Source organism: Methylopila sp. 73B, from assembly GCF_000526315.1.
Classification (GTDB): domain Bacteria; phylum Pseudomonadota; class Alphaproteobacteria; order Rhizobiales; family Methylopilaceae; genus Methylopila.
The window spans coordinates 2,403,400-2,417,359 of record NZ_JAFV01000001.1 but is presented as its reverse complement, the minus strand read 5'-3'; the positions used below and the strand labels follow the sequence as shown (position 1 = coordinate 2,417,359).

At 71.2% G+C, this 13,960-nt stretch carries 13 protein-coding genes; 8 read left to right on the top strand and 5 right to left on the bottom strand.

Translation table 11 applies throughout. The features are described 5' to 3' along the window. Positions 1 to 14: 14 nt before the first annotated feature. The 4 genes from K244_RS0111670 to K244_RS0111655 all read left to right on the top strand — a co-directional run bounded on the left by K244_RS0111670 (position 15) and on the right by K244_RS0111655 (position 3,823). Positions 15 to 1,316 carry a PotD/PotF family extracellular solute-binding protein gene (locus tag K244_RS0111670; protein WP_020186452.1) on the top strand — a complete coding sequence of 434 codons (1,302 nt, stop codon included), beginning with the start codon at positions 15 to 17 and terminating at the stop codon, positions 1,314 to 1,316. 100 nt (positions 1,317 to 1,416) lie between these two features. Next, positions 1,417 to 2,265 carry an ABC transporter permease gene (locus K244_RS0111665; RefSeq protein ID WP_020186451.1) on the top strand — a complete coding sequence of 283 codons (849 nt, stop codon included), beginning with the start codon at positions 1,417 to 1,419 and terminating at the stop codon, positions 2,263 to 2,265. Between the two features lie 2 nt (positions 2,266 to 2,267). Next, positions 2,268 to 3,095 carry an ABC transporter permease gene (locus K244_RS0111660; RefSeq protein ID WP_020186450.1) on the top strand — a complete coding sequence of 276 codons (828 nt, stop codon included), beginning with the start codon at positions 2,268 to 2,270 and terminating at the stop codon, positions 3,093 to 3,095. Further along, on the top strand, positions 3,092 to 3,823 hold the full coding sequence (locus K244_RS0111655; protein ID WP_020186449.1) for an aspartate/glutamate racemase family protein: 732 nt from the start codon (positions 3,092 to 3,094) through the stop codon (positions 3,821 to 3,823). Before K244_RS0111660 ends, K244_RS0111655 begins: the two co-directional genes overlap by 4 nt. A gap of 17 nt (positions 3,824 to 3,840) precedes the next feature. Here the strand turns inward: K244_RS0111655 and K244_RS0111650 are convergent, their stop codons facing one another. The 3 genes from K244_RS0111650 to K244_RS0111640 form a co-directional block, all read right to left on the bottom strand. Then, complete coding sequence (locus tag K244_RS0111650; protein ID WP_020186448.1) at positions 3,841 to 4,512, bottom strand: OmpW family protein; 672 nt, start codon at positions 4,510 to 4,512, stop codon at positions 3,841 to 3,843. A 122-nt stretch (positions 4,513 to 4,634) separates the two neighbouring features. Beyond that, entirely contained in the window at positions 4,635 to 5,984 is a 1,350-nt protein-coding gene (gene hemN / locus K244_RS0111645) for an oxygen-independent coproporphyrinogen III oxidase (RefSeq protein ID WP_020186447.1), read from the bottom strand. A 74-nt stretch (positions 5,985 to 6,058) separates the two neighbouring features. Continuing rightward, on the bottom strand, positions 6,059 to 6,904 hold the full coding sequence (locus K244_RS0111640; RefSeq protein ID WP_020186446.1) for a universal stress protein: 846 nt from the start codon (positions 6,902 to 6,904) through the stop codon (positions 6,059 to 6,061). Positions 6,905 to 7,028: 124 nt separating this feature from the next. Here K244_RS0111640 and K244_RS0111635 point away from each other — a divergent pair, with 124 nt between their 5' ends. From K244_RS0111635 to K244_RS0111620, 4 genes are all read left to right on the top strand, one after another. Then, positions 7,029 to 8,522, top strand: a complete 1,494-nt coding sequence (locus K244_RS0111635) for a PAS domain-containing sensor histidine kinase (RefSeq protein ID WP_020186445.1) — start codon at positions 7,029 to 7,031, stop codon at positions 8,520 to 8,522. Next, positions 8,512 to 9,129 carry a response regulator FixJ gene (fixJ, locus tag K244_RS0111630; protein WP_020186444.1) on the top strand — a complete coding sequence of 206 codons (618 nt, stop codon included), beginning with the start codon at positions 8,512 to 8,514 and terminating at the stop codon, positions 9,127 to 9,129. Before K244_RS0111635 ends, fixJ begins: the two co-directional genes overlap by 11 nt. 67 nt (positions 9,130 to 9,196) lie before the next feature. After that, entirely contained in the window at positions 9,197 to 9,574 is a 378-nt protein-coding gene (locus K244_RS0111625; protein ID WP_024816463.1) for a response regulator, read from the top strand. A 91-nt stretch (positions 9,575 to 9,665) separates the two neighbouring features. Further along, on the top strand, positions 9,666 to 10,337 hold the full coding sequence (locus tag K244_RS0111620; RefSeq protein ID WP_020186442.1) for a helix-turn-helix domain-containing protein: 672 nt from the start codon (positions 9,666 to 9,668) through the stop codon (positions 10,335 to 10,337). 91 nt (positions 10,338 to 10,428) lie between these two features. On the opposite strand, the gene cydC is transcribed toward K244_RS0111620, so the two are convergent. Both cydC and cydD read right to left on the bottom strand, forming a co-directional pair. Next, positions 10,429 to 12,093 carry a thiol reductant ABC exporter subunit CydC gene (cydC, locus tag K244_RS0111615; RefSeq protein ID WP_020186441.1) on the bottom strand — a complete coding sequence of 555 codons (1,665 nt, stop codon included), beginning with the start codon at positions 12,091 to 12,093 and terminating at the stop codon, positions 10,429 to 10,431. Next, on the bottom strand, positions 12,090 to 13,862 hold the full coding sequence (cydD, locus tag K244_RS0111610; RefSeq protein ID WP_020186440.1) for a thiol reductant ABC exporter subunit CydD: 1,773 nt from the start codon (positions 13,860 to 13,862) through the stop codon (positions 12,090 to 12,092). The genes cydC and cydD overlap by 4 nt, the downstream gene beginning before the upstream one ends. Positions 13,863 to 13,960: the final 98 nt, after the last annotated feature.

Genomic DNA, 13,960 nt, shown 5'->3' with positions numbered 1-13,960 from the left:
CCAAGGACCGGCCCATGACTGATCCGAAGACCATTGATCCGACCACCGGCCTCGACCGCCGCGCCGTTCTGAAGGGGGTGGCCGCCGCGGCCGGCGCCGCCGCCGGCTCCGGCGCGGTGACCGGGTTCCCGACGATCTGGGCGCAGAACATCAAGGACGTGACGCTGCGCCAGTTCGGCACCGGCGTCTCCAACCTCAACGCCATCGCCGACCAGGTGAAGAAGGACCTCGGCTTCACCCTGCGCATGACGGCGCTCGACAGCGACAGCGTCACCCAGCGCGCGGTGACCCAGCCCGACAGCTACGACATTGCCGACATCGAGTACTGGATCGCGAAGAAGGTGTTCCCGAGCGGCGCGCTGCAGCCGATGGACGTCAAGAAGATCAAGTACTACGACCAGATCGTCCCGATCTTCACCACCGGCAAGCTGACGCCCGACAGCGTGGTCGCCCAGGGCACAGCGCCCAGCACGGTCGGCTTCGTGGAAGGCCCCGGCGCGAAGACCTTCGCGAAGGCGCCGACCGAGTGGATGACGCTGATCCCGACGATCTACAACGCCGACACGCTCGGCATCCGGCCCGATCTCGTCGGCCGGCCGATCGAGAACTGGAAGGACATTCTCGACCCGAAGTTCAAAGGCAAGACGTCGATCCTCAACATCCCCTCGATCGGCATCATGGACGCCGCGATGATCTGCGAGAGCGCGGGCATCATCAAATACGGCGACAAGGGCAACATGACCGAGGCGGAGATCGACACGACGATCGCCACGCTGATCGAGGCCAAGAAAGCCGGTCAGTTCCGCGCCTTCTGGAAGACCTTCGACGAGAGCGTGAACCTTATGACCTCCGGCGAGGTCATCATCCAGTCGATGTGGTCTCCGGCCGTCACCGCCGTGCGGTCGAAGGGCGTGCCTTGCGTCTATCAGCCGCTCGCCGAAGGCTATCGCGCCTGGGGCGGCGGCCTCGGCATCGGCAAGAACGTCAAGGGCCTCGTGCTCGACGCGGCCTACGAGTACATCAACTGGTACCTGTCCGGCTGGTGCGGCGCCTATCTCAACCGCCAGGGCTACTACTCCGCCTGCCTGTCGACCGCGAAGCAGCACATGTCGCCGGACGAATGGGGCTTCTGGATGGAGGGCAAACCGGCCGCCTCCGACATTCTCTCGCCCGACGGCAAGGTGCTGGAGAAGGCCGGCGCGGTGCGCGACGGCGGTTCGTTCGAGGAGCGGATGGGCAAGGTCGCGTGCTGGAACGCCGTGATGGACAAGGACCGCTACATGGTCCGCAAGTGGAACGAGTTCATCGCCGCGTGAGCGTCGCGACGCCCCTCTCTCGCGTCCCGGAGACAGCCGGGACCCCGCAAGGCCAGGCGCGACGGCGGGGCGACGTCCGCGCTCGCTCCGACGCGCGCTCATGACCGGCCGTCTCGCCCCCTATCTGCAGGCCGCGCCGCTCGCGCTGATCCTCGGCGCCTTCCTGCTGTTGCCGCTCGCCGCCATCGTGGCGGTAAGCTTCTGGGACTACGACAGCGTCCAGATCTACCCGGATTTCATCACGCTCAATTACGCCGAGACGCTGGGCTCCTGGGTGACGTGGAAGACCTATCTGAACACGCTGAAGTTCGTGGCGATCGTCTGGGCGATCACGACCGTCGTCGGCTTTCTCGTCGCCTATTTCCTCGCGTTCCATGTCCGCAGCACGACCATGCAGATGGTCCTGTTCCTGATCTGCACGGTGCCGTTCCTGACCTCGAACATCATCCGCATGATCTCGTGGGTGCCGTTTCTCGGCCGCAACGGACTGCTGAACACGACGCTGATCGAACTCGGGATCGTCCCGGCTCCGCTGGAGTTCCTGCTGTTCTCGGAGTTCGCCGTCGTGCTCGCGATGGTGCACCTCTACGTGCTGTTCATGGTCACGCCGATCTTCAACTCGCTGATGCGCATCGACCGCGCGCTGGTCGAGGCCGCGCGCGACGCCGGCGCGAACGGTTGGCAGACTTTGACCAACGTCGTGATCCCGCTCGCCAAGCCCGGGATCGCGATCGGCTCGATCTTCGTGGTGACGCTGGTGCTCGGCGACTTCGTCACCGTGCGCTTCATGTCGGGCGGACAGTCGGCCTCAGTCGGCCTGATGATCGCGAACGAGATCTCGCTGCTGCAATACCCGGCGGCTGCGGCGAACGCGGTGGCCCTGCTCGTCCTCGTCCTGCTGATGGTGGCCGCGATGCTGCGCATCGTCAACATCCGCAAGGAGCTGTGAGGATGGCGTCCGAAAAGCGCGGTCTGGAGTTCTACGCGCTGGCGGCGTTCTTCGCGCTGTTCGTGCTGTTCCTCTACGGGCCGTTGTCGACCATCCTGATCCTGTCGTTCCAGGGGCCTGCCGGCGGCCTGACCTTTCCGATGAACGGCGTCTCCACGCGCTGGTTCGAAAACCTGTTCGAGCAGCAGGCGGTGGGCGACTTCGGCGGCTCCTTCGCGCGCTCACTGGCTCTTGGCGTGATGACCACGCTGACGACCGTCGCGGTGTCGTTGTGCGCCGGGCTCGCCTTCCGCCGCCGCTTCCTCGGCTCGACCGCGCTGTTCTATCTGACGGTCGCGAGCCTAGTCGTGCCGTCGATCCTCGTCAGCCTCGGCATCGGCCTCATGTTCCAGGTGGCGGGCGTGCAGCCGACGTGGTGGACCTCGGCCTTCGGCGCCCATCTCACCTGGACCTTGCCCTTCGGCGTGCTGATCATGTTCGCGGTGTTCAACCGGTTCTCGCCGGCGTACGAGGAGGCCGCGCGCGACCTCGGCGCCTCGAACTGGCAGACCTTCGTCCATGTGGTCTTGCCGATCATCGCGCCGAGCCTCGTGGGCGTCGGCCTCTTCGGCTTCACGCTGTCCTACGACGAGTTCGCCCGCACCCTGATGACCGCCGGCAGCTTCAACACCCTTCCGCTCGAGATCTACGGCATGACCACCAACGTCACGACGCCGGTGCTCTACGCGCTGGGGGCCGTCACCACCCTGGTCTCCTTCACCGCGATCGCGGCCGCGCTTGTCGCCGTGACGGCCATGGCGCGGCGGCGCAAGACCTTGAAGCCCCTATGAAGCTGCTCGTCGTCAATCCCAACACCACCGCCTCGATGACGGCCAAAGCTGCCGCCGCGGCCCGCGCGGCTGCGGCGGGGGGCACGGAGATCGTCGCCGCCACCTCCGCCATGGGGCCGGCCTCGATCGAGGGCTACTACGACGAGGCCTTCGCGGTTCCCGGCCTGATCGCGGCGATCCGGGAGGGCGAAGGCGCGGGCGCGGACGCCGCGATCATCGCCTGCTTCGACGACACCGGGCTCGACGCGGCGCGGGCGGCGGCCGCGATCCCCGTCGTCGGCATCTGCGAGGCGGCCCTCGTCACCGCCGGCCAGATCGCGAAGCGCATCGCGGTCGTCACCACGCTGGAGCGCTCGGTCGTGCCTCTGGAGGAGATCGTCACCCGCTACGGCTACGCCGCCCGCGTGCGGGTCTCCGCCTGCGACGTGGAGGTGCTGGCGCTCGAGGACGAAGGATCGGACGCCCGCGTGAAGCTGGAGGCGGAGATTGACCGCGCGCTCGGCCTCGGCGCGGACGCGATCGTGCTCGGCTGCGCCGGAATGGCCGATCTCGCCGCCGCCCTGTCGGAGCGCTTCGGCGCGCCCGTGGTCGACGGCGTGGCCGCCGCGGTGAAGCAGGCCGAGGCTCTCGTCGCGCTCGGCCTCAGGACAAGCAAGCGCGGCGCCTATGCGACGCCGCGCTCCAAGCCCTATGCGGGCCTGCTGTCGACCTTCGCGCCGCCGGCCTGAGAGCCGCGGCCGAAGGCTCAGAAGCGGTAGGTGACGCCCGTGCCGATCACCCAGGGGTTGATCTTGGCGCGCCCGCGGACGTCCGCGCCGCCGGCGGCGAGCGAGATCTTGGGCTCCATGTAAATCTTCTTCACGTCGACGTTTACGCCCCAGTGCTCGTCGATCATGTAGTCGAAGCCGACCTGGGCCGCGACGCCGACCGAATTCTTGAGGTTGAGCTTGCGCACGGTCGGGCCTGCGCCGTCCTCGCCGAAGTAGATGGAGTAGTTCACGCCGACGCCGACGTAGGGCTTGAACTTGCCGAGATTGGTGAAGTGGTACTGCGCCGTCACCGTCGCCGGGATCACCCAGGTGTCGCCGACGTTCAGGCCCTTCAGCGCGCCGCGGCCCTTGATGCTGTGCTTCGAGGCGCAGCAGATGACCTCGACCGCGAGGTTCGGCGTGAAGAAATAGGTGAAATCGATCTCCGGCATCACGTCGGACGAGACGTGGGCGCTGCCGGGGATGCTGAGGTTCGCCTTCGACTTGTGCGGCACGACGCCGATCACCCGGCCTCTCACCATGAAGCGGCTCCAGTCGAACGGAGCGGCGCTCTCGAAGGCGGGTTGGTCGAGGGGGGCGTCCGCCGCGCGGGCGACGGCGGGTGCGAGGGCGGCGAGCGCGAGCGCCGGCGCAAGCAGGAATTTCATGGGTCCGAATCCTCAAAGTGCGAAGCAAGTGCCTGGGAGCGCTTTGAGATTTAGACTTTTCCGGGGCGCTCTTCGTTGACCTGCGTCAAACGCCGAGCCGGCTTTAGAAAGCGGCTTCCGCGTCACGCGGCCAGCGAATGTCGCGCCCCCGCGCCGAGGTAGGCGTCGAAGGCGCTCGCCACGATGCGCGCCAGCGCCGGCGCGTCGCGCACGATGCTGAGACGGGATCCGTCGAGGCGCACGAAGTCCTGGGCGATCAGCGGTTCGAGGCGCTCCAGCGCGGGCAGGAGCGCGGCGGGCGAGGCGCCGTGGGCCATCGCGATCGCGCCGAGCTCGGCCTCGAAGCCGCAGAGCAGCCGCTCGATCACCGCTCCGCGCAGCCGGTCGTCCGGAGTGAGCGCGCGTCCTTTGACGACCGCGAGCCGGCCGTCGTCGATCGCGCGGGCCCAAGCGCCGACGTCGGCGGCGTTCTGGACGTAGCCCGCCGGCAGGCGCCCGACGGAGGAGGGCCCAAGGCCGATGAGGGTCTCCGCCCGATCGGTCGTGTAGCCTTGGAAATTGCGGCGGAGCGTCCCCCACGCGGCCGCGGTCGCAAGGCTGTCGTCCGACCGGGCGAAGTGGTCGATCCCGACGGGCACGTAGCCGGCCGCCTCGATCGCCTCGCGGGCGGTCGCGGCGAGCTCGAGCCGAAGTCCGACGTCGGGAAGATCTCGGGCGTCGATGAGCCGCTGGTTCGCCCGGAACCAGGGCACATGCGCGTAGCCGAACAGCGCGATGCGGTCGGGGGCAAGGGCGACGGCGCGCTGCGCGGTCTCCCGGGCCGAGCGCAGCGTCTGGCGCGGCAGGCCGTAGATGAGGTCGAAGTTCAGGCCCTCGATCCCGGCGGCGCGGACGGCGTCCGCCGCGGCGGCCACGACCCTATGCGGCTGGATGCGGCCGATCGCGGACTGCACCTCGGGCGCGAAATCCTGCACGCCGAGGCTCGTCCGCGTCACGCCGGAGGCGGCGAGCCGCCGCGCGCCCTCGCGGGTCACATGCCGCGGATCGAGCTCGATCGCGTGCTCGGCGTAAGGGTCGACGTCGAAGCGGTCGCAGAGGTCCGCGACGAGGGCGTCGAACAGGTCCGGCGGCAGCAGGTTGGGCGTGCCGCCGCCCCAGTGGATGTGGGAGACTCTCAACCGCCCGGTCCGCTCGGCCACGAGGGCGATCTCGCGCTTCAGCCGCCCGACGTAGGCCACCACCGGCTCGTCGCGCCGCGTCGCCTTGGTGGTGCAGGCGCAGTAATGGCAGATCGACCGGCAGTAGGGGACGTGGACGTAGAGCGAGACCGGAGCCTCCGCCTCCCGCAGCGCGCCCAGCCAGCGACCGTAATTCTCCGCCCCGACGCCATCGTGGAAGTGCGGCGCCGTCGGGTACGACGTGTAGCGGGGGACCTGGCGGTCGGCGAGGTCGGTGAGGCGGAGCGGGAGCATGGGCCCATCCTGCAGACGGCGCGGGCGCGGGCTTTGAGCGAGATCAAAGGCCCGGCGCGGGGGGATGCGTCGCGTCAGTGCGACAGGAGCAGCGGAACCGGCGAGGTCTCGAGCAGGGAGCGCGTCACGCCGCCGAACATCCATTCGCGCGTGCGGCTGTGGCCATAGGCGCCGGCGACGATGAGGTCCGAGCCGATCTCGTCCGCCGCGTCGAGGATCTCGTCGGCGATCGACGAGATCTCGCCCGCGCGTACCTCCGGGCGGCTGTTGACGCCGTGACGGGCGAGGAAGGCCGCGACGTCCTCGGCGCTCTCGTCCCGGAACGACCCGCAGGACGTGACGACCACCACCTCCTCGGCGCGCAGCAGCAGCGGCAGGGCGTCGCGCACCGCCCGGCGCGCCTCACGGGTGTCCTTCCAGGCGATGACGATCGCGCGGGCGGACAGGCGGTCGACGCCCGGCGGCGTGATCAGCACCGGCCGCCCGCATTCGAGCGTGACCGCGCCGGGAGCGACGCCGAGGGCGACGTCGACCGCGTCCTTGCTGGAGCGGCGCCCGAGCACGAGCAGGTCGGCGGCGCGGGCGTTGGCGATGACGTGCCGGCTCGGCTCCTCGAGCGCCTGCCGCCACTCGACGTTGTTGCGCGCGCCGATCACGTCCTTGAACGCGGCGTAGGCGCCGGCCAGTTCCTCCTCGACTCGACCCTGCTCGTCCTCGGCGATGGTGGCCGCCACGTGGGGGCCGCCAAGGTCGCCGTAGATCGGCAGCAGCATCTGCTCGGACGCGAGGCCGATGATGTGGGCGCCGAAGCGGTCGGCGAGGTCGACTGCGAGGCGGCCGCGGTCGCGGGCCGCAAGCGTGAGGTCGAAATGGACCGCGAGGCTTGCGTAGCCCGGCGCGGCGTCCGTCAGAGGCGTCATCGTCGATCTCCACGTCTGGTGACGCTCGATCCTCCCGCCGCGCGAACGCCGCCGCCTTGATCCTGCGCAAAGCGGGCGCCGCCGGCGGTGGCCCCACGCCGCGAAGCCGCTGTAGGATCGCCCGATGACCTTCGCCCCGCCCGAAGACCCGATCGCCCAGCCGATGACAGACCTCGCCCTGGTCCTCGCCGACGCCGCGGGCCGCGTGATCCACTGGCCGCCGGCGGCCGAGCGCATCTTCGGCCTCGGCGCTCGGGACGCGCAGGGGCGCGCCCTCGCGACGCTGCACGCCGACGCGACAGCGGGAGCGGCCCTCTTCGCACGCGCGCAAACGGCGGGCTCGGCGGAAGCGCGCTGCGATCTGCTCCGGGCCGGCGGCGGCTCGTTTCCGGCGCTCGTCGCGATCGCGGCGGCGGCGGGCGAGGGCGACGCGCAGGTCTTCGCGGTCGCCATCCGCGATCTCGGCGAACGGTTCGCCTCCGACAACGCCCTGCGCGCCCGAGAGGCGCATCTGCGGTCGATCCTGGAGACCGTGCCCGACGCGATGATCGTGATCGACGAGCAGGCGGCGATCCAGTCCTTCAGCACGACGGCGGAGCGCCAGTTCGGCTACGCGCCGGAGGAGGTCGTGGGACGCAACATCAGCATGCTGATGCCGGAGCCCTACCGCGGCCAGCACGACGGCTACATGGCCCGCTACCTCACCACCGGCGAGCGCCGCATCATCGGCGTCGGCCGGGTCGTCGTCGGCCGGCGCAAGGACGGCTCGACCTTTCCGATGGAGCTCTCGGTCGGCGAGATGCGCTCCGCCGGCGCACGCTACTTCACCGGCTTCATCCGCGACCTCACCGAGCGGCAGGAGACCGAGACGCGCCTTCAGGAGCTGCAGGCGGAGCTCATCCACATGTCCCGCTTCACCGCGCTCGGCGAGATGGCCTCGACCCTCGCCCACGAGATCAACCAGCCGCTCACCGCCATCGCCAACTACCTCACCGGCTCGCGCCGGATCCTGGAGCGGATGGAGGGCGAGCAGGTCGACCTCTTGCGCGACGCGGTGGGCCAGGCCGCGGAGCAGGCGATGCGCGCGGGGCTCGTCATCCGCCGTCTCCGCGACTTCGTGCGGCGGGGCGACAGCGAGCGACAGGTGGAGAGCCTGCCGCGGCTGATCGAGGAGGCGAGCGCGCTCGCGCTCGTCGGCGTCAAGGAGCGGGGCGTCCGCGTCGCGTTCGACTTCGACCCGCGGGCGACGCTGGTGCTGGCCGACCGCATCCAGGTCCAGCAGGTGCTGCTCAACCTGGTGCGCAACGCGATCGAGGCGATGGAGAACGCGTCGCGGCGGGAGCTGACGGTCGCGACGCGCGCCGGCGGGGAAGCGGGTCTCGTGACGGTCGAGGTGATCGACACCGGTCCCGGCCTCGCGCCGGAGATCGCGGACCACCTGTTCCAGCCCTTTCAGACGACGAAGGCCCAGGGGATGGGCGTCGGCCTGTCGATCTGCCGCACGATCGTCGAGGCGCACGGGGGCCGGATCTGGGCGGAGAGCATGCCGGGGGAGGGCGTGCGTTTCGCCTTCACGCTCCGGGCCGTGGACGAGAAGGAGCTTACGGATGCCCAGTGACGCGGTCGTGCACGTCGTGGACGACGACCTCGCGGTGCGGAAGTCGCTCGCCTTCCTGTTCGCCTCCGACGGGTTGCCGGTCCGCCTGCACGAGTCCGCCTCGGCCTTCCTCGACGGGCTCGACGCCATCCAGCCGGGCTGCGTGCTGACCGACGTGCGCATGCCGGGCCTCGACGGCATCGAGCTTTTACGCCGGCTGAAGGCGCGTGGTCTCCGGTGTCCCGTCATCGTCATGACCGGCCACGCCGACGTGCCGCTCGCGGTCGAGGCCATGAAGGAAGGCGCGGTCGACTTCATCGAAAAGCCGTTCAACGACCATCTCCTGCTCGCCGCCGTGCGCGGGGCGCTCGCGCGCCGCGCCGCCGCAAGCGAGACCGACGCCCGGACGGCCGCGATCCGCGAACGCCTGGACAGCCTGACCGAACGGGAGGCGCAGGTGCTGGAGGGCCTCGTCGCCGGCAAGGCGAACAAGGTGATCGCCTACGACCTCGGCATCAGCGCCCGCACCGTCGAGATCTACCGCGCCCACGTGATGACGAAGATGCAGGCCGGGAGCCTGTCGGAGCTTGTGCGTCTGTCGCTTGCGGTGGAGCGGGTCGCCCGTTGAGGAAGATCAAGGAGCGCGTGGGCGTTGGGGCGTAGGGCTGAAGCTCCGGCTCAGACAGGACGCTCCCATGCCCGCCTCCCGAGGCCCAGTGCTCGTCGTCGACGACGACGACGCGGTTCGCCGCTCGCTGCGCTTTGCGCTCGAGCTCGAGGGCCTCGACGTCCGGCTCTACGTCGACGGCCCGGCGCTGCTCGACGACGAGCGCAACCTGCCGGCGACCGGCTGTCTCGTCGTCGATCAGTTCATGCCGGGCATGGAGGGCGTCGAGCTGATGACGCGCCTGCGCCTGCGCCACGTGCGCCTTCCGGCGATCATGATCACGGCGAAGGCGAGCGACGGCCTTCGAGCCCGCGCGCACGCCGCCGGATTCAGCCTCGTGCTCGAAAAGCCTGTGCACGACGACGCCCTCGTCGCCGGCATCCGTGGCGCGCTGTCCGCTCCCTAAGGGCTTCCCCTTAGGGGAGCATCTGAATTTTCGAAACGTCAGGTCGGGCCTACCCCTGGTCCCCGTCAGGTCCACGCCGACGGAGGTTCCGATGCTCGCTTCTCACGCTCCAGCCCAGCCCATCGCGCCGGCCGTCGCGCTCGCCCATATCGGCGAGCTTCAGGCTCATCGCGCCGCCGCTCCGGTCCGGGCCTTCGCCAAGGACGAGGAGATCTTCGCGGAAGGCGAGCCGGCGACCCGCTTCTATAAGGTCGTCACCGGCGCGGTGCGCACCTACAAGCTGCTCAGCGATGGTCGCCGCCAGATCGACGCCTTCCATCTCCCTGGCGAAATCTTCGGCGTCGAGGCCGGCGAGGAGCACCGCTTCACCGCGGAGGCGCTTGGAGAGGCGACGGTCGTCGCCTACCGCGCCTACGGGCTCGACGCGCTCGCCGCAGGCGACAGCGATCTCGCCCGGCAGGTGGTGTCCGCCATGCTGAACGCGCTGGAGCGCGCGCAGGACCACATGCTGCTGCTCGGGCGGAAATGCGCGCTGGAAAAAGTCGCGACGTTCCTGCTGGGCCTCTCCCGTCGGCTGCCGCATCCCGGCGCGGTCGACCTGCCGATGGCCCGCATCGACATCGCCGACCATCTCGGCCTCACGATCGAGACCGTCTCGCGCACGCTGACCGAACTGGAGCGCCGCGGGGTGATCGAACTTCCCGCCCATCGCCGATCGATCGTCCTGCGCGACAAGGCCGCCCTGCGCCGGCTCGACGCCTGAGTTTAAAGCGCTTCCATCCCCGGAGCGATTGACGGACGCCCCGGCCGCAAGGCCGGGGCTTTTTGTATGTGGGGGGCGCTTGTCCGGCGCGTCAGGCCCCGGCTTCGATCGCCCGGCCGTCGACGAGCCGCAGCGTCCGGTCGGCGACGCCTTCGGGCAGCGCGGCGTGGGTGATCAGCAGCACGGTGCGCCCCTCCGTCGCCGGGCCAAGGTCCCGGAGGAAGGCGAGTTCGGTCGCGCGGTCGAGGCCGCTGGTCGGCTCGTCCAGCACGAGGATCTCCGCCGGAGACAGCAGCGTGCGGGCGAGGCAAAGGCGGCGCGCCTGGCCAGCCGACAGCTTCGCGCCCGCTTCGCCGAGCTCGGCCTCGAGGCCGCCGGGCAGCGCGGCGATCACGTCGTCCAGCCTCGCCTTGCGCAGCGCGGCCCACAGCGCGACGTCGTCCGCGAAGGGGTCGCCGATCCGCAAATTCTCGCGCACGGAGCCGCCGAAGACCGGCGCCTGCTGTTCGAGCAGCGCCACGCGCCGGCGGAGATCGCCGGCGGCCACGTCGCGGAGGTCGCGGCCGGCGACGCTGATGCGGCCCGCCTGAGGATCGGCCAGACGCAGCAGCAGGGAGGCGAGCGTGGATTTTCCCGCGCCGCTCGGCCCTGCGACCGCAACCCGTTCGCCGGCCGAAACTGCAAGGGAGAGGTCGCGCAGGACGGGACGGTCGGGATCATAGCCGTAGGTCACGTGGTCGAAGGCGAAGCCGCCGCCGCGCGGCAGCGGCAGCGGACGGAGCGCTTCCGCCACCGGCGCGACGGCGTCGTCGATCGCCTTCAGCCGTTCCGCCGCCGCCGCGGCCGCGCCGAACTTGCCGATCGCGCGGACGACGACGGCCGTCGCCTCGAAACCGCCGAGCGCCGCCAGCACGAGGCCGACCACGAGCGGACCGCCCAGCTCTCCTGCAGCGTGCGCGTCGACGCCTGCGAGCAGCACGCCGAGCGCGCCGACGCCCGCGCAGATCGCGACCGCGGCGGCGGCCAGCCCCGCCCGCGCCGCCAGCCGCCGGCGCACGCGCGCCAGCGCGTCGGCGATCGCGGCGGAACGAGCCCGCGCCGTCTCCGTCGCGCCGAAGGCGACGAGGTCGGCGTGGCCTTCGAGCGTGTCGAGGGTCGCGATCCGCAGGTCCGCCGACAGCCGCACGGCGTCCGCGCCGAGCCGACGCGTGCCCAGGATCAGCAGCAGGGGCGCGCCGACGAGCGCGGCGGCCATGGCGAGCCCATAGACCGGGGCTGCGCCCGGCAGCAGGACGCCCAGCAGCGCCGTCAGCATCATCCCGATAAGAGCGCCGGTTAGGAGCGGTCCGGCCGCCACGATGAAGACGCTGTCCAGCGCGTCGACGTCGGCGGTGAGCCGCGCGACCGCGTCGCCGCGGCGAAGCGAGCGGCCGAGGTCCAGCCCGCCGCGTCCAAGCGCGCGAAAGGTCCAGCCGCGGATGTCGGCCAGGACCTTCAGCGTCGCGTCGTGCCCCACGAACTTCTCGCCGTAGCGGGAGGCGATGCGCAGCATCGACAGCCCGCGCACCGCCGCCGAGGGGCCGAACAGGTTGAAGCTCGCGGCGGCGCTCGTCAGGAACGCGGCGGTCAGGAACCACCCCGACAGCCCGAGCAGCGCGACGCCGGCGACGAGCGTCGCGAGCGACAACGCGAGCGCCGCGACGAAGCGGCCGCTGTGGGCCGCGAACAGGCGGCGGAACGAGAGCAGGGCGATCATGCGGCGGCGTCCTTGACGATGCTGGCGCGAGGCTGGCGCGGACCGCACGGCGCGAGACGACCGCCTTCGATGCGCAGCGCGCCGTCCATCGCGTCGGCGACGACGGCGGAGTGGGTGGCGACGAGCAGCGTGCGGCCGCGTGCGAAGCTGAGAAGCCGCTCCAGCACGAGCCGTTCGGTCGCGGCGTCGAGATGGGCGGTGGGTTCGTCGAGCAGGATCGCGGCGGGATCGCGCAGATAGAGCCGGGCGAGGGCGATCCGCTGCGCCTCGCCGCCGGAGAGGCCGAGGCCGCCTTCGCCGACAAGGGTCCCGAACCCCTCCGGCAGCCGCTCCACGAAGGCGAGCGCGGCGGCGCAGTCCGCTGCGCGCCGCACGGCGTCGTCGCTCGCCAGCGGATCCCCAAGGCGGATGTTGTCGGCGATCGTGCCGTGGAACAGGCGGGAGCGCTGGCCGACATAGCCGAGCTCGGCGCGGAGCCGCGCCTCCGGGATCTCCGCCAGCGCCCGGCTTCCCAGCCGGATCGTCCCCTCGGCGGGACGCAGCCGTGCGAGCGCGTCCAGCAGCGTGGACTTGCCGATTCCGCTGGGACCGACGAGCGTGATGCTTGCGCCGGCGGGGACGTGCAGGTCGGCGCGGTCGAGGAGCGTGACGCCGTCGGGCGTGCGCAGCGTCAGGCCGCTCGCCTCGATCGCCCAGGGGGCGTCGTCCCGGCGGACGACCACCGGGGCGGCGAGCGGCGGCGCGGGCTCCATCGTCGCGAGCGCGCCGAACTGGCGCTCGATCTCCTGCACGGCGGCGATGGCCGCGGCGCGGTCGTGGTGGTGGGCGGCCAGCAGACGGAGCGGCTGGTAGACCTCGGGCGCCAGCAGAAGACAGGCGAGGCCGCCGCCCAGCGTCAGCGGGGCGGCGCGGAGATCGACGAGGCCGAGGTAGGAGAGGCCCACGTAAAGCGCGACGCCCGCGACGCCCAGGGCCGCGAAGAACTCCAGCACCGCCGACGACAGGAACGCGATGCGCAGCACCCGCAGGGTTCGGACGCGCAGCTCGTCGGTGGCCGTCTCCAGCGCGATCGCTTCGGCCTCCAGCCGCCCGAACAGGCGCAGCGTCGTCAGCCCGCGCAGCCGGTCGGCGAAGCGGCCGGAGAGACGGGCGAGCGCGGTCGCCTGCGCGTCGCTCGCGGCTTTCGCGCCCCAGCCCACGAGCGCCATGAACACGGGTATCAGCGGCGCCGTGACGAGGAACAGCAGGCCCACCGTCACGTCGTAGGCGAAGACGGCCGCGGCGAAGGCGAGCGGCAGCAGCGCCGCCTGCACGGCGGCCGGCAGGAAGCGGGCGACGAAGCCGTCGAGCGCCTCGACCTGGTCCACCAGCGCGCTCGCGAGCGCGCCGGACCTGCGCTCCGCCGCGCCGACGGCGTCGCCAGCGAGCAGCCGGCGCGTCAGCGCGTCCCGCAGCCGGCGCTTCACGGTCTCGGCCGCGGCCGCGGCGGCGCATTCGCCGAGAAGGCCGAGCGCCGCGCGGGCGAGGATGAGGCCGGCGACGGCGAGCGCGGCCGGCGCGAGCGCGGCGAACGGCGCGCCGGCGACGATCGCCTGTTCGAGCGTGCGCGCGAGCAGGATCGCCTGCGCGATCAGCAGCAGCCCGCCCGCCAGCGGCGCGCCGGCGGCGAGGGCGAGGGGAAGGAAGGCGCCGCGGCTCAAGCGGGACAGCTGGCGCGCGGCGGCGCGCGCGGCCGCTCGGGCGGAGGTCGCGGAGGCGTCGTGGGTCATGGAGCTGTCTTTCGGATCACGCTCCAGGGCTTAAGGAGCCGGCTCCTGTCTCACCTTGTTCCAAATCAAAGCGACGCGGCCGGCGGGAGGGTACCGCC